General features: G+C 44.4%; 27 protein-coding genes. 6 read left to right on the top strand and 21 right to left on the bottom strand.

What is annotated here, in order from left to right:
- Positions 1-15 precede the first annotated feature (15 nt).
- Positions 16-237 carry a hypothetical protein gene (locus MKX97_RS01410; RefSeq protein WP_009766487.1) on the top strand — a complete coding sequence of 74 codons (222 nt, stop codon included), beginning with the start codon at positions 16-18 and terminating at the stop codon, positions 235-237.
- 68 nt (positions 238-305) lie between these two features.
- Here MKX97_RS01410 and MKX97_RS01405 read toward each other — a convergent pair whose 3' ends face one another.
- The 4 genes from MKX97_RS01405 to MKX97_RS01390 form a co-directional block, all read right to left on the bottom strand.
- Entirely contained in the window at positions 306-986 is a 681-nt protein-coding gene (locus MKX97_RS01405) for an ABC transporter ATP-binding protein (RefSeq protein ID WP_009766488.1), read from the bottom strand.
- Positions 987-989: 3 nt separating this feature from the next.
- Positions 990-2,060 (bottom strand): ABC transporter permease, encoded by a 1,071-nt coding sequence (locus tag MKX97_RS01400; protein WP_009766489.1) that lies wholly within the window; start codon positions 2,058-2,060, stop codon positions 990-992.
- A gap of 16 nt (positions 2,061-2,076) precedes the next feature.
- The gene (locus MKX97_RS01395; RefSeq protein WP_342536739.1) at positions 2,077-3,369 is read right to left on the bottom strand and encodes a globin-coupled sensor protein; all 1,293 of its coding nucleotides are present in this window, start codon (positions 3,367-3,369) and stop codon (positions 2,077-2,079) included.
- Between the two features lie 121 nt (positions 3,370-3,490).
- On the bottom strand, positions 3,491-3,928 hold the full coding sequence (locus MKX97_RS01390; protein ID WP_342536738.1) for a hypothetical protein: 438 nt from the start codon (positions 3,926-3,928) through the stop codon (positions 3,491-3,493).
- A 125-nt stretch (positions 3,929-4,053) separates the two neighbouring features.
- Between MKX97_RS01390 and MKX97_RS01385 the strand changes: the two genes are divergently transcribed.
- Positions 4,054-4,935, top strand: coding sequence for a MerR family transcriptional regulator (locus MKX97_RS01385; RefSeq protein WP_342536737.1), 882 nt, complete (start codon positions 4,054-4,056; stop codon positions 4,933-4,935).
- On the opposite strand, the gene MKX97_RS01380 is transcribed toward MKX97_RS01385, so the two are convergent.
- From MKX97_RS01380 to MKX97_RS01360, 5 genes are all read right to left on the bottom strand, one after another.
- Positions 4,932-6,344 carry a deoxyribodipyrimidine photo-lyase gene (locus MKX97_RS01380; protein WP_342536736.1) on the bottom strand — a complete coding sequence of 471 codons (1,413 nt, stop codon included), beginning with the start codon at positions 6,342-6,344 and terminating at the stop codon, positions 4,932-4,934. The genes MKX97_RS01385 and MKX97_RS01380 overlap by 4 nt on opposite strands.
- Positions 6,345-6,427: 83 nt before the next feature.
- On the bottom strand, positions 6,428-8,113 hold the full coding sequence (locus MKX97_RS01375) for a DUF2207 domain-containing protein (protein WP_342536735.1): 1,686 nt from the start codon (positions 8,111-8,113) through the stop codon (positions 6,428-6,430).
- A 59-nt stretch (positions 8,114-8,172) separates the two neighbouring features.
- Positions 8,173-8,667 carry a DUF1648 domain-containing protein gene (locus MKX97_RS01370; RefSeq protein WP_176132532.1) on the bottom strand — a complete coding sequence of 165 codons (495 nt, stop codon included), beginning with the start codon at positions 8,665-8,667 and terminating at the stop codon, positions 8,173-8,175.
- Positions 8,668-8,684: 17 nt separating this feature from the next.
- A complete protein-coding gene (locus tag MKX97_RS01365; protein WP_078817574.1) occupies positions 8,685-9,071 on the bottom strand; it encodes a hypothetical protein in 387 nt (128 codons plus the stop codon).
- Between the two features lie 96 nt (positions 9,072-9,167).
- Entirely contained in the window at positions 9,168-10,364 is a 1,197-nt protein-coding gene (locus MKX97_RS01360) for a class I SAM-dependent rRNA methyltransferase (protein WP_040758643.1), read from the bottom strand.
- 506 nt (positions 10,365-10,870) lie between these two features.
- Here MKX97_RS01360 and MKX97_RS01355 point away from each other — a divergent pair.
- The gene (locus tag MKX97_RS01355; protein ID WP_342536734.1) at positions 10,871-11,605 is read left to right on the top strand and encodes an MBL fold metallo-hydrolase; all 735 of its coding nucleotides are present in this window, start codon (positions 10,871-10,873) and stop codon (positions 11,603-11,605) included.
- 43 nt (positions 11,606-11,648) lie between these two features.
- Here the strand turns inward: MKX97_RS01355 and MKX97_RS01350 are convergent, their stop codons facing one another.
- The 11 genes from MKX97_RS01350 to MKX97_RS01300 form a co-directional block, all read right to left on the bottom strand.
- On the bottom strand, positions 11,649-12,479 hold the full coding sequence (locus tag MKX97_RS01350; protein ID WP_040758646.1) for an undecaprenyl-diphosphate phosphatase: 831 nt from the start codon (positions 12,477-12,479) through the stop codon (positions 11,649-11,651).
- 277 nt (positions 12,480-12,756) lie between these two features.
- Positions 12,757-13,389 carry a response regulator transcription factor gene (locus MKX97_RS01345; protein ID WP_342536733.1) on the bottom strand — a complete coding sequence of 211 codons (633 nt, stop codon included), beginning with the start codon at positions 13,387-13,389 and terminating at the stop codon, positions 12,757-12,759.
- Positions 13,364-14,410 (bottom strand): sensor histidine kinase, encoded by a 1,047-nt coding sequence (locus MKX97_RS01340; RefSeq protein ID WP_078817576.1) that lies wholly within the window; start codon positions 14,408-14,410, stop codon positions 13,364-13,366. The genes MKX97_RS01345 and MKX97_RS01340 overlap by 26 nt, the downstream gene beginning before the upstream one ends.
- On the bottom strand, positions 14,407-15,108 hold the full coding sequence (gene liaF / locus MKX97_RS01335; protein ID WP_078817577.1) for a cell wall-active antibiotics response protein LiaF: 702 nt from the start codon (positions 15,106-15,108) through the stop codon (positions 14,407-14,409). The genes MKX97_RS01340 and liaF overlap by 4 nt, the downstream gene beginning before the upstream one ends.
- Before the next feature lie 50 nt (positions 15,109-15,158).
- Positions 15,159-15,791, bottom strand: a complete 633-nt coding sequence (locus MKX97_RS01330; protein WP_078817578.1) for a hypothetical protein — start codon at positions 15,789-15,791, stop codon at positions 15,159-15,161.
- Between the two features lie 14 nt (positions 15,792-15,805).
- Positions 15,806-16,156 carry an ABC transporter permease gene (locus MKX97_RS01325; protein WP_078817579.1) on the bottom strand — a complete coding sequence of 117 codons (351 nt, stop codon included), beginning with the start codon at positions 16,154-16,156 and terminating at the stop codon, positions 15,806-15,808.
- A 211-nt stretch (positions 16,157-16,367) separates the two neighbouring features.
- A complete protein-coding gene (locus MKX97_RS01320; RefSeq protein ID WP_342536732.1) occupies positions 16,368-16,829 on the bottom strand; it encodes a DinB family protein in 462 nt (153 codons plus the stop codon).
- A gap of 69 nt (positions 16,830-16,898) precedes the next feature.
- The gene (locus tag MKX97_RS01315) at positions 16,899-17,249 is read right to left on the bottom strand and encodes a hypothetical protein (RefSeq protein WP_078817581.1); all 351 of its coding nucleotides are present in this window, start codon (positions 17,247-17,249) and stop codon (positions 16,899-16,901) included.
- A 155-nt stretch (positions 17,250-17,404) separates the two neighbouring features.
- Positions 17,405-19,612, bottom strand: coding sequence for an MFS domain-containing histidine kinase (locus MKX97_RS01310; RefSeq protein ID WP_176132533.1), 2,208 nt, complete (start codon positions 19,610-19,612; stop codon positions 17,405-17,407).
- Entirely contained in the window at positions 19,609-19,791 is a 183-nt protein-coding gene (locus MKX97_RS01305; RefSeq protein ID WP_176132534.1) for a hypothetical protein, read from the bottom strand. Before MKX97_RS01305 ends, MKX97_RS01310 begins: the two co-directional genes overlap by 4 nt.
- On the bottom strand, positions 19,769-20,458 hold the full coding sequence (locus MKX97_RS01300) for a response regulator transcription factor (RefSeq protein WP_078817583.1): 690 nt from the start codon (positions 20,456-20,458) through the stop codon (positions 19,769-19,771). The genes MKX97_RS01305 and MKX97_RS01300 overlap by 23 nt, the downstream gene beginning before the upstream one ends.
- 213 nt (positions 20,459-20,671) lie before the next feature.
- On the opposite strand from MKX97_RS01300, the gene MKX97_RS01295 reads away from it, so the two are divergent.
- Positions 20,672-20,857, top strand: coding sequence for a hypothetical protein (locus MKX97_RS01295; RefSeq protein ID WP_342536731.1), 186 nt, complete (start codon positions 20,672-20,674; stop codon positions 20,855-20,857).
- A 91-nt stretch (positions 20,858-20,948) separates the two neighbouring features.
- Positions 20,949-21,413 carry a GNAT family N-acetyltransferase gene (locus MKX97_RS01290; protein ID WP_342536730.1) on the top strand — a complete coding sequence of 155 codons (465 nt, stop codon included), beginning with the start codon at positions 20,949-20,951 and terminating at the stop codon, positions 21,411-21,413.
- Positions 21,414-21,490: 77 nt separating this feature from the next.
- Here MKX97_RS01290 and MKX97_RS01285 read toward each other — a convergent pair whose 3' ends face one another.
- Positions 21,491-21,673: a hypothetical protein gene (locus MKX97_RS01285; protein WP_009766511.1), complete on the bottom strand. Its 183-nt coding sequence runs from the start codon at positions 21,671-21,673 to the stop codon at positions 21,491-21,493.
- Between the two features lie 157 nt (positions 21,674-21,830).
- Here MKX97_RS01285 and MKX97_RS01280 point away from each other — a divergent pair, with 157 nt between their 5' ends.
- On the top strand, positions 21,831-22,316 hold the full coding sequence (locus MKX97_RS01280) for a QueT transporter family protein (protein ID WP_078817585.1): 486 nt from the start codon (positions 21,831-21,833) through the stop codon (positions 22,314-22,316).
- The last annotated feature ends 28 nt before the right edge of the window (positions 22,317-22,344 follow it).

Below are 22,344 nucleotides of genomic sequence, written 5' to 3'. Positions count from 1 at the left end.
AGAGGAGCCAGGTAAATGAAAGAGTTCAAAATTACGTACTTTTTTGACGAAGATCATTACATTCGACGATTTGTTCATTTGGATTCCTTTGAAGAAGCAAAAAGTCTAGTCCACGACGAGCGCGGGCAGTATGTTGCTTTTTTTGACAGCCGCGAAATATATCATGAACTGGACACTAGCAATGTAAGAGTCGTGCAAATTTCTGAATACCACCGTGAGAATAAAGCCGAACGCTAAAAACTATGCATCCGTGCTGGATGCATAGCTTTTTTTATTGGTGCAATATAGTTTATGAGCATTTCCGGTTATTCATAAGCGGTCATATCCAATTCCAGCACACCGTCTGTCATTCGATAAACTTTATCAAAATACTTAATGAGCCGGATATCATGCGTCACGACAATGGTTGCTGTCTGCTTCGATTTTGTTTCGTGTTGCAGCAGTTCCATCACTTCGAATGCTCGATCTGAGTCGAGTGAAGCAGTCGGCTCATCGGCTAAAATAATCGCTGGATTACTGAACAACGCCTTGGCGATTGCAACACGTTGCCGTTCCCCGCCCGACAAATCGGAAGGATAACTCTTACGCAACTTCGTAATACCCAAGTCTTTATACAGCTGTTGCCGTTCATCATTTGGCATATTGCCTTTCTTCACTTTATTCAGCAATTCAAGTTGCTCATCGACTGACAGGAACGGCACCAAATTGGATGCCTGCAAAATGAAGCCAATTTCCTGCAGACGAATTTTGGAGCGCTGTTTTTCATTGAGTTTCGACAATTCATTGCCATTGATGATCACTTGGCCCTCACTTGGTGCCTGCAGCCCGCCTGCTATAGTCAGGAATGTACTTTTTCCAGAACCGGAGGGCCCTATGACCGCGACCAACTCGCCTCGTTCCACTTTGAAATTGGTCTCTTTCAACGCTTCGACCAATGTATTCCCTTCGCCAAACGTCTTTTTCGCATTTCGTAGTTCCAGTACCATCGTTTACCCTCCTATCGCTTCAAGCGGATCAATCCGAATGATCGTCCAGACCGATATAACTGCACCTAAGATCGCTACTGTGATCAAAATGAGTCCGTAAATGATCATCGTCTGCAAATCAAATTGGACAGGGACCGCACTCGGCAAGAAACTTCCCGCAAGCCATGTCAATCCGAATCCGACCACGACACCGATTGTCGCCAGTATAAAAGTCTGCGCGACAACAGATTTCGCTAAATAGCCGCTCGAAATACCTTGTGCTTTCATCAATCCGAACATGCTGATCTTCTGCACTGTTAGCACATAGAGGAAAATCGCCACAATCGCAGCAGAGATGACGAACAGGAAGTAGATCATGTACGTCAACGTCATGTTCTGCTCGGTATAGCCCGGTAAATTTTTAATGAAATTTTCTACTTCGATGATTTCCAAGTCTTCTGGCACTTTTAATTTGCTCCAATTGGTGTCTTTCACAACGATTGCGTTGACTAAATCGGCATTTATCTCTGCAGCATCTCCAAACTTGAGATGCTGTAAATCATCTAAGTCGATATACAGTACAGGTGCTGCGTTGAAACGTGCCTGATCGGTGAATCCGATAATCTCAAGCTTCGTATCGGACGATGACAATTCAAGCGTGTCGCCGATCGCAAAGCCCTCGTCTTTCAATACATCCGACGCAATGACGCCGTTTTCTACGGAAAACGCTACCTCCCCTTCGCTCACTTTCGGCATAATGAAACCTTCCGGCTCGATCCCAAATAGAACGACATTTTTCTTCACCTTGCCATTATCCGCAATGGAGCCCATCTGACCGATGACTGCTGTTTCCTTCGCACCCAGTCCGTCAGCTTCCCCCTTATCCAATGAAGATTGATAAAGACTTTTATCCGATTCTTCGGTCAGTACAACTGCTTGCGCATGCCATTTATCAACTGCTTCCCTATTCATATTCGCCAGCCCTGCGGCGAGCCCTGATAAGAAAAACACTAAAAAGGATACGAGCAATAAAATTGAAGTGATCAATAAAAATCTCAATTTATTTCGTTTGATTTCGCTCCATGCTAAAAACATCTGCTTTTCACTTCCTTTATAAAACGTCTATTGCTTCTTCCAATTCATAAGATGTCGAGACTACCTCTTTTGACACGCCGCCGATCGATGTGATGACTTCGCGCAGGCTTTTCATATGATCGGAAAAATGGTTGATATCTTGAATCGTCAAATGGACGGTACCCGTAATATTCTGCAAAGTCTCTTTGGATGACTCTGTCTCTTTCATCCCCATATCCGCGAATTTTGTCACATTCTCGATCGCCTGATGGACAGCCAGCGTTTTCAACTTTGATTCCGCTACGAGTTGAGCAATCGTATCAGTGGATCGCTTGGTCTGGTAGGCTAAATTTCGCACTTCATCCGCCACCACGGCGAACCCTTTTCCGTGAACTCCCGCACGTGCTGCTTCAATCGCCGAGTTGAGGGCCAATAAATTGGTTTGATCCGCTATGGTTTTCACCAATCGTACAACTTCCTCAATTTGCATGGAGGCTTGATTCAGTTCGTCAATCAGCACCGCCATTCCTTTCGTTTCTTTGACAATCGTTTCCGATGTATAGACGAGCTGCCCCATCTGCTCAACTCCTGACTGCGCTTGAACCGCTGACATTTCAGAGCGAATTATACTTTCCTTTATTTTACTGTCAAGTTCTGCAGATCGCTCCACTAAATCTTGCACGACCGAATACGTAGACTCAGATTTCTCCTCAATTTCCAACGCGATACTGCCAATATGCTTCTTCACCTCCGCTTTGATTTCCTGCTGCTGCATGCGCATCGCTTCATTCGTACTTTTCTCAAATGCTTCCAATACGAGCTGCTTCTCGAAATTCAAAATTTTACTTAAAGCCACAATCATTTCCTGCTCTTCACTTCGCTCCAATTCCAATGAAAACAATATGTCCAGCATTGTCGCATGCAAGTTCTGGAACGCTGCAACGTACCACTTCGGTTCTAACCCTATACGCAAATGAGACTGCGCGACTTTATTCCGGTTGGCCAGATACGCTTCATCAATGACTCCATCGAATAAGCCGCCTAAATGCGTTGCCAATGTCTTGCTTAAATAATCCCTGTTGCTGTGCTCCTGAATCGTATCGGATAAATGCGGGACAGCCGTTACACTTTCATAGAAAGCATTGACAATATCATTCACCCGGTTTTGCATTGGTTCCTTCAAGGCCCGCAATAGCTGCAGATCACGCTCTTTCAACTTAATAGCATCCAACTGCAGCTGAACTTCTCTGGTGGATACTTGCAGTTTAATAGGGATGGTGGAAATAGTCGGTACTATTGAAAGCGGTTGATGTTTTTTCGTGATCCACATGGGGCTGACTCTCCTTTTTCTTAAACGCATCTATACGCTGTTCAATCTTTGTATAATGTTTGTTAAAACTTAGTATACATAGATCTGGAGAAAAATGCTAGAGATCAGAGTAAGTTTCTATTTACTTTATGCGGCTTCTTAATAATATACCCACTAATACACCGAAAATCACATGTGCAGCCGTCCACCAAAACCATGCGGATATACTCGTTATGCTTGGTGTACGTTCAGAAAAGGATGTAGTAGGATACAATAGAAGACCTATCACCACATTTACGATAAGAGAAAAGTAAATTATGCGTTTCTTGGGAATCCTCTCGCTTTTTGAATAGATGATTGCCAAAATGATGCACAATATAACAGAAACAATCAAGTGGAAAAGCACTTCAATTGATTCAGGGAAATGATACTCTTTCATTATTGGTATATAATCAACATTCAAGAGAAGTGTATATACCTGATGACCCGTGACGTTCTGCATCATTCCCAGAAAAAGTGCCATTACCATACCGGATAGAAAGCCGATCCATGTCGCTTCCAGAACTATTCTACTGTTCATTTAGACACCTTCCTATGCAGTAAAACTAGCAGGTTTGACTCACCACGTCAAATCTATGTATAATGTTATAAGGAGAGAAATGTACGGTGCGTAGATAATCACTAGTTGAAGAAAGGTTGTTTGCTGTGAAGCCCTTATCTGAAAAACCTACCTATACAATTAAACAGGTCGCGGATCGAACGGGCTTGTCGAGGCAAGTCCTGAGGAAATGGGAAGAGCGCTATGAAGTCGTGGTGCCGCAGCGGCTGGCGAACGGCTACCGTGTCTACCGCGAAGAAGACGTTCAGCTCTTTTTGCTGATGAAACGCTACTCAGAAGAAGGATTCGCTCTTTCTCAATCGGCAAAAATGGCAAAATCCAAACGGACTTCCGCCCAGGAATCCGAACCTGAGGACACATACCAGGACACCATTTTGCGCGAACTCCTGCATCACGGCACAAACTGCGATGAATTGGAATTAAATCTTTTATTGCAAACGGCTTACCACCGATTAGGATTGGAGCTATATCTGCAACAAATCGTCATTCCTTTTTTGAAGAAAGTCGGCGATAACTGGGAAAGCGGTACGTGGAGCGAATATCAGGAAGCCCTATCCAGTCTGGTTGTACGAGATCAGCTTGTTCAGGTACGACGCAACTTCCAATACCGAGAAGGCTCTCCTATACTGCTGGGTGCTTGTCTGCCATTTGAATTACACGAAATTCCTGTCCATATTATCTTGCTGCAATTAATGCTCCGCGGCTGGAGGACCGTCATGATCGGCGCCTCGCCTGCTCTCGGAGCCATTCAGTCATTTGTGGAAAAAATTCGTCCTGACAAAGTATTGCTGTCCGCTTCCACCACTTTGCCTTTTGAAACACATCCAGGTTTTATTGCAGAACTGGATCGGTTCGCAGGAAGCTGTCCCGATATCAAGTTTTATTTAGGGGGACACGGATCCCTTCTTTTATCCAATCAACTAAAACTGACCCATATACATCTCATCGAATCCATCGATGAAGTTTAAGAACCGGCAGGCTTCCTGCATAAATCATATGCCTCCAATGCACGGGCGCGGGCTGCTTGATGGTCGACAATCGGCAGAGGATAGTTGCCTCCCAACCTTACACCTGCCGTTGACAGGACATCCGCAGGGGCTTCTGCCGGACGGAACACAAATTTCTCCGGCATACTCTCCAACTCAGGCAGCCATTTTTTCACGTACCCAGCCGCCCCGTCGAACTTATCGCCTTGTACTGTCGGATTAAAAATTCGGAAATATGGCGAAGCATCACAGCCGCTTCCTGCCACCCATTGCCATCCCATCGCATTATTGGCCGCATCCCAATCCACCAGTGTCTGCTCGAACCAAGCTTGTCCTTCCCGCCAATCCACCAGTAGATGTTTGACCAGAAATGAAGCGGCAACCATCCGCACACGATTATGGATATAGCCTGTTTCCCAAAGTTCCCGCATGCCTGCATCCACTAAAGGATAGCCGGTCCGCCCCGTTTTCCAGGCGGCCAGGTGTTCACCCGCCTCTTGCCAAGGGAAGCGATCAAACTCAGGACGTATAGGCCGGTCAAGCATCTTCGGAAAGTAAAGCAACTGGTAGTGAGCAAAATCTCGCCATGCCAACTGCCGTAAAAATGCTTCCGTCTGATCATCTCCGATAAATTCTGCCTGATGAAGAGCCGCATGCCATAACGAGCGGACACTGATATTGCCGGCAGCCAAATAGGGGGATAACCGGGACACATGAGGCTTTGCAGGGATGTCCCTTCCCTCTTTATAGGAACTCAATCCTTGCCCGCTGAACGTTTTCCAGCATTCAATAGCGGCTGCTTCTCCAGGACGCCAGTAGTGTATAAACTTTCCATGCCAAGACGGTCCAGGCAACAAATCCCATTTACTATCAGGCAAAGAAGTAAGCAACGTGGACGATGGCAGCATGTTGGGAACTGGCAATGATTGCTCCACTCGTTCTTGACGCAGACGTTTCCAGAAGGGCGTGAAAACTTTATACGGTTCACATGTTTTATTGAGAATCAACGTCGGCGGTACTAGCAACGTCCCTTGATGGGAACGGACCTGCACTTCTAAATCCAAGAAAGCAGACAGCACATCCTGTTCCTGCCGGCGGCTCGCCGGATCGTAAAGTTCATTGAAAACGATACCTTCCGCTCCGCTGTCTTGTTGAACGGCAAGCAGCTGTCCAACAGGAGACCCTTTACGTACAATCAATTGTATTTGACGTTCCGCAAATTTCTTTTGCAGTTCCAATAAACTATGATGCAGCCACCAGTCCGATGCCTCTTGACGTGATTCCGGCAAAATGAAAACCGGCACCACTTCTCCATGGGCTGCCGCCTCTACTAATGCTGGATGGTCATGCAGGCGCAGATCTTTCCGGAACCAGACGATTGTTTTCCCCATGTTTCCTCTCCTTCTTCATTCGGCTGTTGATGACAGGATCTCCAACACCTGTCGTGCCTAAACGCCACCTTCTGCTTTAGGTCTTAAAAAGCTCCTGACCCTCCTCCGCCGCCACCCGTTCCACCGCCCCCGCTGCTTGAACTGCTTGGTGCGTTGGAAGATACGTTAGAAGAAGCCTGATTGAATGATCCCGACAAGAATACAGGATTGTAGACTAAGCTGCCTCCAATGCCGTTATCTGCATACTGATTTTGGTTGAGGCGTTTTTGAATACTTGCAAACTCTTCATAATAGGATTCAAGCTCAGGATGTTTTATACCGACTCCATAGACGAGGACACGAAACCTATCATCGGTGGATAGCGCTTCCCATTTTTCCGTGTTCATATCATTCATCCAATTCTCTACTTGCATCCATTCCATAAGCATGAGAATACCTGCAAAGTTGTGAGGACTATAGAATAAAATGAATACTAGGGTATACAAGGCGAGGATAATCGCCGTGAACATCAGAATATACAGATCATACGCTCCGAAAAAGATAGCGAGTGTAACGCCTGCCAAGCCTAGTAGGGCGAGGATCCAACGTAGCCTTGCGCTCGATTCTTTCAAGTCATATTGCTTCATTTCATGCTTCAGTAATTGCTGCCAAATCGTAAATGAATTTTGGAATGTATCATAATTTTTCTCGTCTTTCGTGTAAGCTTTCAACTGTGACAATGTGAAACGCTCATTACTGCCCACTTGAAAGAACAAAAGCTGAATCAGTTGTTGCTCATGATCATGGTCCACGTTGGCGTCCACTAACTCAAACTTTTCGTCTGACAATTGACGCACATAGCCTTTGCGGACCAAATCTAATAGCGCCGCTGACATTAATTCGACAGTTGCCGCGCCTTTTTTGAAGAATAGAGTGGCTGGCAAGCTCATGTCATAAGCAGGAACGAAAAAGCCATGGGAACTGATTTGCGCTTGAGCGTCCTTAACATATCTGTTTTTTCTAGATCTGACCACTGCACTGATCAATACGACAATTAGAAGCCCCGCTCCTAACGTGATGCCTCCAAATGTCTTTGTCCGTTCTCTGTTGGCAGCGTATTTTGCTCGTTCGATTTCCTGAAGCTTTCGATCTGCTTCGACATCCGGCCGGATTTTTCCATCCATCGCCTTCATCCCTGGAAATAAAGAAGATTCGTAGACGACACGAATATCACCGTTTTCTCCCGAGTCCACTTCACCGAGAGCAAATACCACACTGCCGTCTTCTTGAAGAGATCCCTTGTTTTCCGCGCTATGATAGCCGAGAAAACTTGCATTATTTGCACGGTCAGGAGGCGTAACGCTGATCGTCATGTTGCCGTAGTCTGTTTCATTGCGGTCATCGAAGAACGGCCAGTAAAATTCCGCCCCATCTTCGTATTTTTTCATTCCATCTTTAATTTGGTAGCGCAATTCAAAGTCAATCGTTTCTTTCTTCCCTTTACGGTGGGCTCGATATTCATCATTCTTTTTCTCGACTTTTAGTCTATTGCCATTTTCATAGGCTTCAAACTGTACGATAGAAGCGTCGGTTATCGGTTTGATTTCACGGATGATTCCGTTGAATTTCGAATCGAATTCATAGGTGTGTTGCTCATTTACCAGCACAGTGCCGTCCGGTTGCAATTGGGCGTTGATTTGCACATTCGGTATTGTAAAGTCGACTGCTCCTGCTGGCGCGGGGAATAGAATGAATGTGAGCAAAGCAACAAGTAGAAGTTTCCATTTCATTAAAATCACCTCTTACCATTTGTATACGGTAAGAGGTGCGAGTAGGTTTCATAGATTGCCTATAGCTTCATCATTCGATAAAAATAATACCCAATCGAAATGAACAAGACAGCCAATATGCCGATGAAAATGGGCATGTTCAGGGACTCGGTTCGTTCCAATGCGATGTCAGTCAATTGCCACATGATGAACACCATCAAAAGCGTGGACATGTTTTTCGTGACATTCATAAAAACCATGCCGTAGCGGTACTGTATTTCAACATTATCAGGGCGCAAATTAATGTAGTTATACAAATGCGGGTATTTTTCCAAAACCCACAGACCGATCCACAAAAAGATGGCAATAGCTGGCAAGATGAATAGCTCGAATTTAGAACCCCATCGATCCACTTCTCCATTTGCGCCGAAATGGGCCGGAATTTGGTCGGGCAGGCGATTCCAATGCAAAAGTAAATAGACTAGACACGCTGCGAATAACGCGACAGTCAGCACATCGAAGGCCTTCGCAAAACCTGGTTTCGGTATGTTCAATTTCGGTTTTTCTGTCTCCACACCGTCACCTCCCTCGCTTATGACTCCGGATTGCTCGTCATTTCAAAGACATCGAATACATCCTGATGAATATTCAATGACATAATTTTGCCGTTTTTCTCATAGAAATGAATCGTTCCTCTGCGCTCATCGACCAGCTCTGTCCAGCCCCATTCTTCAATAGTTTCCAGATAATGAGCGGGTGGATTGCCATCCTGATCGCCTATTCCCTGCAACTTGTATTTCGCTGCTTTTGAAATTTCATCGGTACAATCTTCCGGCTTCACTTCATAGGCATTTTTCGGTACAGGAAAACCCTGATTTATGACCGCCATCCGATAACCGTCTTCTTGACTGTAGACATTGGAGCAACCCGCAACGATTAGCACACCCGTTGAGAACAGTAACGCAAGCAACTGTTTCATCTAATTTACCTCCCGTTTCACAACTTGTTACCACAAGCGTACTAGGAAATATTGTCATTGTCATCCGACGGTTTTGTGACGGTTCCATCTAACGAATCACTTCAATTTCTGCACAATAACGACTTTCAGGTAATTGAACTCAGGATAGTCACGCGGGGTACGGAAATCCTTCGGTAATGAAGACTCTTCCAGTACTTTATAGCGCATATTCGTCTCTTTAAATGCTTGGTCAATGAAGCCTTTGAATTTTTTCATGCTGAAGCTCGCATTGTTCGTGGATGCTACGATGATGCCATTCTTCTCCGTTACCGCGATCGCTTCCTTCATGAGCATCGGATAGTCCTTCGCTGTACTGAACGTATACTTCTTTGATCGCGCAAAGCTAGGCGGATCAAGCACGACGAGACCGAACTTCATGTCATGACGCTTGGCATAACGAAAATAGTCGAAGACATCCATCACTTTGATGTCCTGCTGTTCATAATCGATACCGTTGACGCTGAACTGTTCAATCGTTTTTGCGACACTTCGCTTAGCCAAATCCACACTCGTCGTTTTGGTCGCACCGCCTAAAGCCGCTGCCACTGAAAAAGCACCAGTATATGAGAAAGTATTCAATACTTCCCGACCTTCCGCATACTCATCACGAATCGCTTCCCTGACATCTCGCTGATCAAGGAAAATCCCAGTCATCGCACCGTCATTTAAGTCAATTGCAAACTGCATGCCATTCTCCTTGATAATAATCGGAAAATCACCTGGTGTTCCCTTAACAAAATCATCCTGCTCCACATACTGACCTTTCGAATCAAAGCGCTTCTTCTCATAAACCGCCTTGTATTCCGCTCGTTTGTCGAGCACATTGTAAACGTGGTGACGAAACGCGTAAATTCCTTCGCTATACCAGCTGACCATATAGTAGCCATCAAAATAATCGATCGTCAGCCCGCCGATACCATCGCCTTCTCCATTGAATAAACGAAACGCAGTAGTGTCGGGATCTTCCATATACGATACACGACGTTCAAATGCTGTAGTCATTTTTTTGTCAAAGAAATCAAAATCGATCTCTTCATTTTCATTATCCGTCAGCACCCAGCCGATACCTTTATTTTGCTTACCATAATAACCCTTCGCCAAAAATTTATGATAACGGTCCGTCAATCGCAGCAAACTGCCTTCCTCCGCATGAACTTCACTCGTCATCACAGCATCTTTCAAAATCAACGGATAACCCTTCTTTAAAGCCACTGTCCCTTGTGCATTTAACTGTATTTCAACTAATTTACTCATATCTTCATCCTTAGAATGTATTTTCCTTATTATCGCATGGATGAAGCAAAAGTGAAAGGTGGCGCATAGAGGCGACAGGCATAAGACGGACTGGACTTGAGACGCTTTTTGCCTCATGACCAGGCTGATTTATGACCCGAGACCCTGGATGAAGCAAATGTGAAAGGCGCCGTGTGGCTACGACAGACGTTTCTCATCCACTCAATCAATAGAAGCACACGGACGAACCAAAACACTCTCAAACCGCGCCAAAGGGCTACCTAACCGAACCAATCCATTGACGCTCCGCACCATAGTCTTATCGTAACGAGCCAATTCTCCTCTCAAACGCTCCAAACTGACTGCGAACCGCACATTTCCACCACTATGAAAGCTTTGACTTATGATCCTACAATATATGTTAAAAAACCATTAAACAATTCCACTATTTCTCAGTCTCAATTGCAATCCAAATACAACAAAGGATACACTTATAGAGATCAACCAGACGAACAGGAGGAATTCCCATGAATATTATCCCTCTCGGCATTTGGGGCGGCTACCCAAAAGCAAATAGCGCCACATCTTCCTTTCTTCTCGAGCATGATGATTTTCATTGCTTGGTAGATTGCGGCAGCGGCGTGTTGGCCTCACTTCAGAACTACATAGCGCTTGACCAGCTTGATGCAGTAGTCATCAGCCATTATCATGCCGATCACATCGCGGATATCGGCAGTTTGCAGTACAGTCGTTTAATTCAGTATTATTTAGGACACCCGTCTCCCGCCTTGCCGATTTACGGACATGCTAAAGACGAAGAACAATTTGCCAAGCTAACGTATAAAGAGCAAACGCACGGCATTGAAATTTCGGAGGAGCATTCCGTACAAATCGGACCTTTTACTGTTTCATTTTGTCCAACCGTTCATCCAGTGTATTGCCTCGCAATGAAATTTACTGTTGCAGACAAGTCCGTAGTTTTTACGGCAGATACAGAATGGGCAGATCAACTCGTCTCATTCGCAAAAAATACCGATCTGCTGATTAGCGAAGCCAATCTATATGAAGAGCATATCGGCAAATCGCCGGGCCATCTAGCCGGCAGTCAGGCAGGAAAACTCGCGAGTGCAGCAAACGCCGGACAACTTGTACTCACTCATTTGCCGCATCACGGTGACCTGCAGGATATTTTACAAGCAGCTCAAACTACATTCGCCGGGATAGCAGAAATTGCGGAAGTCGGAAAATTTTATAGCCTATGACGTAAAAAAACGACCTTGCACAGCGCAAAGGTCGTTTTCTCTCTTATAAAAACACAATCACCGCTAAAATAATAGCTAAGACGATTCGATAAATCGCGAACGGTACCAATTTAATTCGGGAAATTAGTTTCAGGAAGAAACGGATCGAGATGAGCGAGAAGATGAATGCGCTCAAAAATCCAACAACATAAAACCAAATATGATCCATCGACATATACTCCCAGTTTTTCAGCACCGACACTAAACTTGCACCTGCCATGATCGGCACCGCCATGATGAACGTGAAATCTGCCGCAGTCCGGTGATTCATCCCGAATAAAACGCCTCCGGAAATCGTCGCGCCTGAACGTGAAAACCCTGGCCATAACGAAAGACATTGAACGAGTCCGACAGTGAATGCCTGTTTGTATGTAATTTGATCCAACGTCTGTACGCGCGGGTGTTTTGGTCCGAACCGATCCGCCGCAATCATTAACAACGCACCCGCCACTAAAGCAATAATGACCGTTTCGACTCCGAATAAATAATCATCAATCAAGTCCTTGAATGCAAACCCAAGAATAACAGCCGGCAACATCCCGACAATGACATGAAGCAAGTTGAAACGTTCACTCATCTTGACGCCGTTCTCCACATTGTACAAACCTACAAGACTAAATAATCGTTTCCAAAACACGACGACAACAGCCAAAATCGAACCAAGCTGAATAACGATCTTAAATGTAATCGCCGGGTATTTCCCCAAAAACTCTTCCGTCTTCAGCCACATATCATCGACAATGATAAGATGGCCTGTCGAGGAGACCGGTGCAAACTCCGTCATTCCTTCTACAAATCCTAAAATTAACGCTTTAATTAAATCGAATAATTCCATTTGACTCTCTTTCCGTGAAGGCCGCCCTTCACCTATTCTATTTTCTATTAAATATAACACTACCATGACGCCTGAATCAGTGGATAAGTTTCATTCAATTAATTATCCACATGTGAATACTTTTCTTCTTTAATCTGTCCAAATGTAGTTATACACATTAACTGGTGGATAGATTGTGGAAAAGTTCGTAATTTCTGATTACTCAGCTTATCCTTTGATGGTTATCCACATCTCATTTTATTCATTCATATGCTTCCCTGCTCAAAACTAGTACGAATCAGTCTACTAATTTCTTCTGAAACGCATAAATGACCGCTTGTGTACGGTCTTGAACTTCGAGCTTTGATAGAATATTGCTGACATGCGTCTTGACTGTTTTCAGTGCAATGAACAATTCATCGGCGATTTCCTGATTGGATCTGCCCTTCGCCAGCAATAATAAAACTTCCAGCTCGCGATCTGTCAACTCCTCGTGCAATTCGTGAGTTTGACCGCTGCGCATCTTGTTCATCATCTTTGATGTCACTTCCGGTTCCAACACAGTTTGCCCTTGCATCGTTTCCCTAATTGCATCCGCCACACGCTTTGCATTAGACGTCTTCAATATATAGCTGACAGCCCCTGCTTCGAGGGCTGGATACAATTTATCATCGTCAAGAAAGCTCGTGACGATAATCACTTTTGCTTCCGGCCACTTCGCAATGATGGCGGCAGTTGCTTCGGCTCCGTTCATCACAGGCATGACCATATCCATCAAAATGATATCCGGACGCAACTCCAGTGCCTTTTCTACTGCCTCTTGACCATTTTCGGCTTCCCCGATCACTCCTATGTCAGGCTGCATTTGCAAGTAGGTCGATACTCCGATGCGCACCATTTCATGATCATCCACTAGCAATACTCGAATCATCTGCCATCTCCCCTTTCTGAATTGGCAATTTCACTTCCACAATCGTTCCTTGAGACGGCACTGAAACAATCTTGCAGCTGCCACCGATTTCAATTGCTCGCTCTTGGACATTTTGTAGTCCATACGAACCGCCCTTTCCATCGTCTTGCTTAAATCCGACCCCGTTATCCTGCACACGTAAAATGGCCAGATGATCTCGTTCAATCAATAACACTTCTACTTCCGTCGCCTTTGCATGTCTTAGCGTATTCGACAGGGTTTCCTGCGCAATTCGGAATAAATGATCCTCTGCTCCTTTTGAGAGCTCCATATCTTCCAAACGGTACCGAATATCAAACGTCACTTTTTCCTTCAATTCATGTAATAATTCTTCCAAACCTTTTGCGAGCGTCTGATTGTGCAAGGCAGCCGGGCGTAAATGCAGCAGTAAAGCGCGCATTTCGAGCTGGGCCTGCTGTACAATTTTCTCTACTTGCAACAATGGTTTTTCAATTTGTGAGCCTTCTTCCGCTTGCTCCGTAATGGCGGACAGTAACATAGAAGCAGCAAATAACTGCTGAGAGACCGAATCATGAAGCTCTCTCGCCAGCCGTTGCCGCTCTTGGACAATTCGTTCTTGAATGATCTTATCCTGCGCCTCGACCCGTTCATCCGTAATGCGCCGCAGGCTGTTGCGCTGTGCGTCAAGAACGTCATACAATTGCCCAATTGAATGATTGGTTTGTTTGTTCATCTTTTTCGAAGGAACGAACTCCTGCTTCGAGTAAAGATTCTCCAGCTTCTTCGTGATGAAATTCTCTTTTGCGCGGCTATTGGAAGTCATCCACCCCGCAATGACTAAACTGACCACGAAAATGGTCATCAGCAGCCACGCAACTAACGGCATATCCGCCGCTTCTGTCGTGAGCAGCAACTCTCCATACTCCTCTAACGACAAATTGATGAATACATAGAAGAAAACAGCGACGAGTCCGCTAAAAAGCAGTGTCAGGGAAATTGTACGACCTATCATTGCTTTCATTTCCTGCGCACCTCCACATCGCCAATCCATGTAAATAGGGAAATAATCAGCTCTGGATCATTCGGCTGTTTCGTTTCATAACCATCCTTTACTTGCAACGCTTCATTCAGCAAACGCTTCGGTGCTTGCCCGAGTACACATGCCTCGCCGTAAAGAGTGGCGTAATGGATACGCACCGGGATATCATACGGCAGCTCAATCGTTATTTTACCGACACTTTGACGGATGGAAATGAAAGAAGCTCCTTTCGGCAACACCGTATCCGTCACATCGACATGAATATTCCCGAAGAATCCTTGCATATGCACATCTTCCCACTCATACGTCGAAAACGGAGTGGATTGGACAGAAAATAAGCGATTTTTCCATAAACTATCCGACGCGCCGTCCCTTGGCGTGCGAAGTGACCCGAAAATTTCATTAGAAGGCGTGCCTTTCCACATCTTCCACAGCACATACAGCACGACACCCAGAATTAACATTCGCAAACTCCACAATGTCAATAATGCGATTGCTATAAAAAATAGACCGGTGATCGCTGTCCACTTTTCTCTTTTTCGATAACCATAGTAGATAAATCCTCCACCGAGAAGGAGGAAGATGAAGTTACCGTTTGAAAAGAACACTGCTTCCACGAACACAAGCGCCAGAAAACCGAGCACGAATATCGCAACTTTATTGGAGCTTTCGCTATTCATTTCATTCTCCCCCTTCTCGATGGAGGAAGCCCAATGCTTCCTCCTCTAGTTTACACAATTTCCTGCGATTTTGCGTTGTTTTTTTCTAATGAATCCAAACGCTGTTCCATTGAAGAAGCAGACTGTGTCGTACGTGTCGTTCCTCCAAGATTTTCAATATACGTATGCAAATCATCAAGCGATGAAAATATATTTTCTGGCGTGACAAAACGATTCATCTTCTCATCTGCCCGCTTCACATTCTCTTTGCCCATTAATTGCAACTGACGAACACGCATATCTTTTACTCGATGCTTCATCTCTTCGAACTTTCTCTCTAATGAAAGCAGCTCTTGCGTCGCCTCCTGAATACTTGCAGACAACCGCGCCACACGTCCTTCATACGCTTCAACTTCAGATTTTGCGAATGAAATCAGTTCCTCTTCACCCGTCGCTTCTGCCAATTCCAGCTGACGGCGACGCTTCATAGCCATCAAATCTGCATCTTGCCGTTCATTTTCCAGTTCTTCTTTCAAACGACCTTGCCGTTCGAGCAGCTTACCGATTTCTGCCGTTTGCTGTTGTGCTTCCAAAAAGTATTGATTCAATTGTTCAAGCGGGTTTTCTTTCCCATTCTTTTTTTCCATCAAACTATTCAAATCTTCCTGTACTGTATATTTTAGACGATGCCAGAATGCGTTCATTGTCCATCTCTCCTTTACTTAGTAAGTTCATCCCATTGACGTTCAAAGTTTTTAAACGGATCATCCGATTCAGTGATAATGTCCGGATTCTTATCCCGCTCATTCCACTTCCGCCACACATAATACATCCCGATCAACGCGATGATTCCAATGAATGCCGGTATATTCGAAACCGAGCTGATCAAACTGCAAACCAACACGATCATCCAAAACACTTTTGCAAACGTCGATTGACTCTTTCTCCAGTAATGAAAACTGAAAAAAGCAATCACCCCTGATATGGCAAGCGCGATCATTGGTCCGAGATTCGCTACCAACGTTATGCCTGCTATGATGCCGAGCACCACTAGTCCAAATTTTTTCATGTTTACGTCCTCCCTTCATTTGTAACTCTAGTTTATAATGAATTTCTCATCTCACCGAGGGTCCCATAGCGGATTTCTTGCTCAGACTTAAGGCTGAGGGAGAGGTAAGACCTGATTTGATAGCGTAGAAGATCGGTTCGGCGCGGTTCACTCATCCATTTTCATTTTTCCGCACAAAAAAACAGTCAGAACATTCTCTGACTGTCTGCATTCATCGGCTTGCTCGTACTAATCCATCAATTAATCCGGCGTGAATTCCTTCGTGCCATGTATTAAATTGGATGACATCATCAACTGTTTTCATCGTCAGCAGATCACCGAGAGAGATTGGTGTCTCGAGCACATGACCCAATTTGCTCTCTCCTACTTGTGAAATCCGTTTTCCTTGTTCTTTCAACGCCGTGATTAATTCATCGGCAGACGGCGGAGTGCCTTGCCAAGTCGATGGGCTGCTGCCTGTAGCAAAAAACGGAAACCACGCGGAATGGCTCGGTTCATATGCATTCAATGCCTGACTTAAAAAGTGCTCGGCAGATACATAGATGTGCCCCGCATTCCAGCGAATCGTATTGGAAAACCCGGCAGGAAGAGTGTCCCATGCACCCTCATTTGCTTTCTTCAGCAAACCTAATGTGTATCCTCTTGCTAGACCTGCTTGTTGAATTGTTCCCATTTCATCCACCCTTTCACTTTTCTCTATTATATCAATTTAAAAACAGCCGCGCATGTCAGCGGGCTGATGTTAAGACTGATCGTTCGTTTTGTTGATTGTTTTATGTTCGTTCCATTGATTATGCGCTTCATGGTTATATTTTCGGTTAAATTCTTCCTGATCACCAAAAGGAAATTGTTCGCCCGGCTTCAGGTCATGATAATTTTGGCTCGGCGATTTATTTTGACTGTAAGCGGATGGTTGATGTTTACCTGTATCGTCTTGTGCATTTTCTCGGAATACCGCAGTGGAATCTGAATCGGCTGGATCTGCTAACGGAAGTTCGTCTGTAGCTGACACCCTCTTGCCATTATGAATTTCATCTTTTACTTTCGGCTCTAAATCTTTCTTGTTAGGATATTTACCGTCAACGATTGTCATATTACCATTCCTCCCTTTCATGCCATCTGTGCATTCGATATAGAGACTGCACATCCTACATATACCCCTATTCGTCAAAAACTAAACTTTCTCCTTCACTAAACTAAAAATTCAGAGAAAAACAGGAATTTCCGCCTGTCTTTCCCTGAATCCATTTACCCAGCCGCAATTTCAACCGTCACCTTGAATAAATCACCGTCGACTTCGACATCCATCTTGCCGCCATGTAACTCGACAATCGATTGGGCGATTGCCAACCCAAGACCTGAACCTTCCGTCTGTCTTGATTCATCGCCACGCTTGAATCGTTCGAATAATTCATCGGTGTTGTCGCCAATTTCATATTTCGCAATATTTTTCACCGTAATTCGTGCTTGGGTGCCGACTTTTTGAAGATTCACATACACTCTCGTTCCCGGCAGTGAATATTTCAGCGCATTGATAAGCAAATTGTCTAGCACGCGCCACCATTTCTGCCCATCGACCATAACGAAGATCGGCACTTCCGGCAACGTAATCCGAACATCCAAATTCGATTCCGCAAAGTCTTCCGCATGCTCTGCCAACGCCTGATGCATCAACTGATTCAAGTCCACGCGCTGCTTTGTTATCTCCAAATTACCGCTTGCCATCTTCGATACTTCGAACAAATCCTCGATCAGCGTTTTCAACCGCTGTGATTTCTGATCCAAAATCGCAACATACTTCGCCCGCTCCTCAGCAGATAACGTTTCATCCTTCAACAAATCTGTATACGTAATAATAGAAGTCAGCGGTGTCCGCAAATCGTGGCTGACATTCGTGATCAGTTCCGTTTTCAAACGTTCACTCTTCGCCTGTTCATTGATGGAAACCCGCACACCTTCACGCAAATTGTTCAAATTCGCCGCATGTTTTGCCAGCGGAGACCTTCCTTTGACCGGAATCGCTTCTGTGTAATATCCTGCCGCCATCGCATCTGTTGCAGATAAAATTCGGTTTAAATACGCCCCTCTGCTGGCGAATAAAAACAATACAGGAAGACCAAGAAAGAAGACACACGCCACATAAATCAGGAAAGTAAATCCACCCAAAAAGAGTCCGACAAAACCGACACCTGCTAAAAAGAATCCAATTAGCAAAATGAATAGCTGGATGCCAACCGTCCGATTACTGAACATCCCGACTACGTTTTGTAGAAAACTAGCTGTATAACTTTCACGCCACGCCTGTTCCGCATAGCCCGGCTGACGCAATTGCTCAATTAAATGGACTACTTGGAATGCTAGAAGTGCTGTAAATAATACACCGAATAACAGAAAACTTACAATCATATTACCGGCTGTCCCGAGTGTAAAGTAAGTGAACTGATTCAAGCTACGATAGATTTCAGATTGGATATAGGTACCGAGCACAAGTACAGTGAGCAGCAAAATAGCAGCTTTGAAGTCTATCCGCAAGCGAGCATAGACAGGAGTAAACCGTGAGAACAGCACCCACTCTCGTCGGAATCGCACCACAGTCAACAAAGCGACCAGCGCCAGAATGCCAACTACCCAAAACGCATACATGCTGTATTTCCCACGTGTAAAAGCTTGGCTTTCTTCATACAAGCCGCCTGACGCTAACGCCTCTTTTGGAACAATTACGGTACCTTCGAAAAATTGAGGTTTATTACTGATACTATTAAAATCGTCATGTGAAATGTTCACAGCAGCATCGCCTTCGTACCAGGAGAAACCATTATTATTGACATCATCCATGAATGATTCTGCTTTTAAATAGCCGTTCGCTTCATTAAACTTCTTTTTATAGGCAGCCGCTGCACCTATATTGCCTTTTTTGAAACGCTCTCCTGTATCGATATTCACAAGATCATAGGATATCGGTAGATTATTTGTACGCCTATTTCTCTTTTCTTCCTCATACAGCGCCAATTGCCGAGCTTTCTGTTTGAGAATTTTATCTTCTACATGCTCATCGCTTTCAAAGTTCTGCTGGATGTCCTCTAGCTTTGTATCCCGCTCTTTCACTAAAGCCAGCAATAACGTCTCATTATTTTCTGCCTTCGCATTCGCAATTCGTTCGGCGTATTGCTCTTGAATATTACTCAATTGCTCCGACAGTGTTCCGTACAAATTGCGATACTCTTCAATTTCCTCCTTAGTAACAGGAATCTCTTGCGATGCTTTTTCAAGGTCTATCGGATTCAGCACAGTAGCACTTAAGTTTTCATATGTCCGTTCCATCTGCCAAGAAAAGTTCTCTTGGTCGATAACCGACTTCCCCACCAGTTGCTGCGCATAATGAAAAATGGACGGTAATGAGATCAGGACAAGCGTAACGAGCGCCGACCAAATGCCTAACTGTATTTTTCTATTCATTGGATCGTTCCTCCTCTTACAATTCGTCCGAAGTAATCGACAGCCACTCCTAGGCGTTCCCATCCATTTACGAAGAAATCAACCGCAAATGACGCACAATAGACTAAACTGATGACTGCGAGGGCAATGGCAACGAGTGACAAGCCTACTCCACTTTTATTTTTCGATCTTGTATCCAACGCCCCACACCACCTTCACATACCGAGGATTTTTCGGATCCGCTTCTATTTTCTCCCGGATTTTCCGGATATGCACCGCGACGATATTTTCCGCGTTATACGCTTCTTCGTTCCACACACGCTCGTAAATTTCATTAATTGAAAACACGCGTCCTGGGTGCTTCATTAACAGCTCCGTAATCTTATATTCGATCGGTGTGAGCCGAACCGGTGTCCCATCCACCGACAGCTCCTTCGCCTCTTCATTCAGGACGAGTCCGTCGACTTCAATCATTTTTTGCACATCATATGTCCCAAGTTGCACATAACGCCTAAGTTGTGACTTTACACGCGCCATTAGTTCAAGCGGATGAAACGGCTTCGTGACATAGTCATCGGCACCGACTGACAAACCATGAATTTTATCGGAGTCCTCCGCCTTCGCACTCAACATGATGATCGGGATATTCCGCGCTTCCCGAATCTTGAACGTCGCCGTAATGCCATCCATATTCGGCATCATAATATCTAAAATAAGTAAATGCACTTCATTAGAGGCGAGCAGCTCTAGCGCCTGGCGACCATCCTCCGCTTTTAGCACATTATAGCCCTCATTTTTCAAATAAATTTCAATACCTTCTCGAATTTCCTTATCATCATCGGCAACCAACACTGTAAATTCCGCCACTTCCTTCACCCCATCTCACTAATAACTCAATTCTACCACCCAACTCTTAACAAAGAAGCAGGATAAATATGAAGAAAATCTTAAGGTTTCCATAAGTAGAATATACAGCTACTCATTAATCTGTTTTAACGGTCCTAAATCCCTCAGTCCACTCATAGCCATCGTATAATCCCTATAGAAAAGACCACACTTCTATAATGGAGGTGAACGACAATGCCGAATAAAGATAAGCGTAAACAAAACGAAAAGATGAGGGAAGAGTACGGCTATGGTTATGACCTGAGTCCGGATGACCTTGATGTGATTGGACAAAATGACGCAGCAAAGAAAAACAATGCCAATTCTCAAAAGGATAAGAAGCGCCTACAGACAGGTGACGATTACACTACCAACCCATAAACCTTGGACAAGCACCCATTGCTTTATTAATGGGTGTTTGTCATTTACATAAGCAGCAGAAGGAAAATCAACACACTATGTGGAATAGTAAATGAAACTAGTAAAGAAGGTGAGTTCATTGAGCACACTAACCATAAAAGAACTCCAGTCAGAAACTGAAATTTTACAGGCCTTCCCTGTCATGAAACAACTGCGAGGCCACTTGGATGAACAGGAATATCTCAAATTAACAGCAGAAGCACGCGAAAAAGATCAGTATCGCATGTATGCACTATACGACCAAGAAGAACTTGTTGCAGTCACCGGTTTCAAACCGATGATCACACTATATTACGGAAGATTTGTTTGGATTTGCGATCTAGTAACCGATGAGACAAAACGGTCTGGCGGCTATGGTGAAGCGCTGCTAACCTTCATTCACGAATGGGCGCGAGACAATGACCACGCAAGTATTGCTCTTTCATCAGGACTGCAACGGCACGATGCGCATCGTTTTTATGAGGATAAAATGGACTATGATCGTGTCAGTTATGTATTTAAGAAAAATCTTTTCTAGAAACGCAATAATTATTACGTACAAAAAAGGTTGTCCAGAAGTCATTTCCCAATGAACTACCAGACAACCTGAAATTTTTAATCCCGTATTTCCTGATAATCCCTCTGATACGTTCCTCCGTCTTTCACTTCCGCATGATACAAAGCTTTCAAGGCGAAACTTTTCTCTAGTTCATGCTCTTTCATGATGGCCTTCAACTGTCGGTTTAACTCTGGGCTCTGTTTTACGAGCTTTACCATTTTAGTTTGCGAGTACTGCATGAAAAATTCCTCCTCATCTCTTTAGTTACTTTAGTATACCACGCAGACCTACAAAACTAAGTGAGGAACGGTAATAAACCGTCCGCCTAGAAAAAAGTGTCACTTGTCAGGTATACTGTATAAGGTTTTCTTATCTTCACTTAAAGGGGTATTCTGAATGAATGTTAAAACACTTGCGATCAGTGGAATTATTGCTGCTCTTTATACAGCCGTTACGTTGGCCATTCTTCCATTCGGCTTTACGAATGTCCAATTCCGTGTTTCGGAGATCTTCAATCATCTCGTGGTCTTTAATCCACGCTATATTTTTGGGGTCGTAGTCGGAGTTTTCGTCTCCAACTTATTACTGTCGGAACTCGGACCGATCGATCTGGTTTTTGGTGTCGGCCAATCTGTACTCGCCTTATCGCTGACAATTCTTTTCTCTCGCTTCACGACCAATTTATTGGCGCGAATGATTTTCAACACCTTTATCTTCACGACCACCATGTTTTTAATCGCTTGGGAATTAAACATCGTGCTTCATCTTCCATTTCTTTTAACTTGGTTATACGTGGCGATTGGAGAATGTGCAGTCATGATAATTGGAATTCCGATTATGCAGGCTCTCAATAAACGGTTGCAATTCGGAAAATTGATTTAACCTCATTTTCAAACTAACGAATACACTC

This window comes from Sporosarcina sp. FSL K6-3508 (assembly GCF_038615825.1).
GTDB classification, from domain to species: Bacteria; Bacillota; Bacilli; order Bacillales_A; family Planococcaceae; genus Sporosarcina; species Sporosarcina newyorkensis.
Note: the sequence above shows the minus strand (reverse complement) of the source record. Positions and strands in the feature narration are given on the sequence as shown.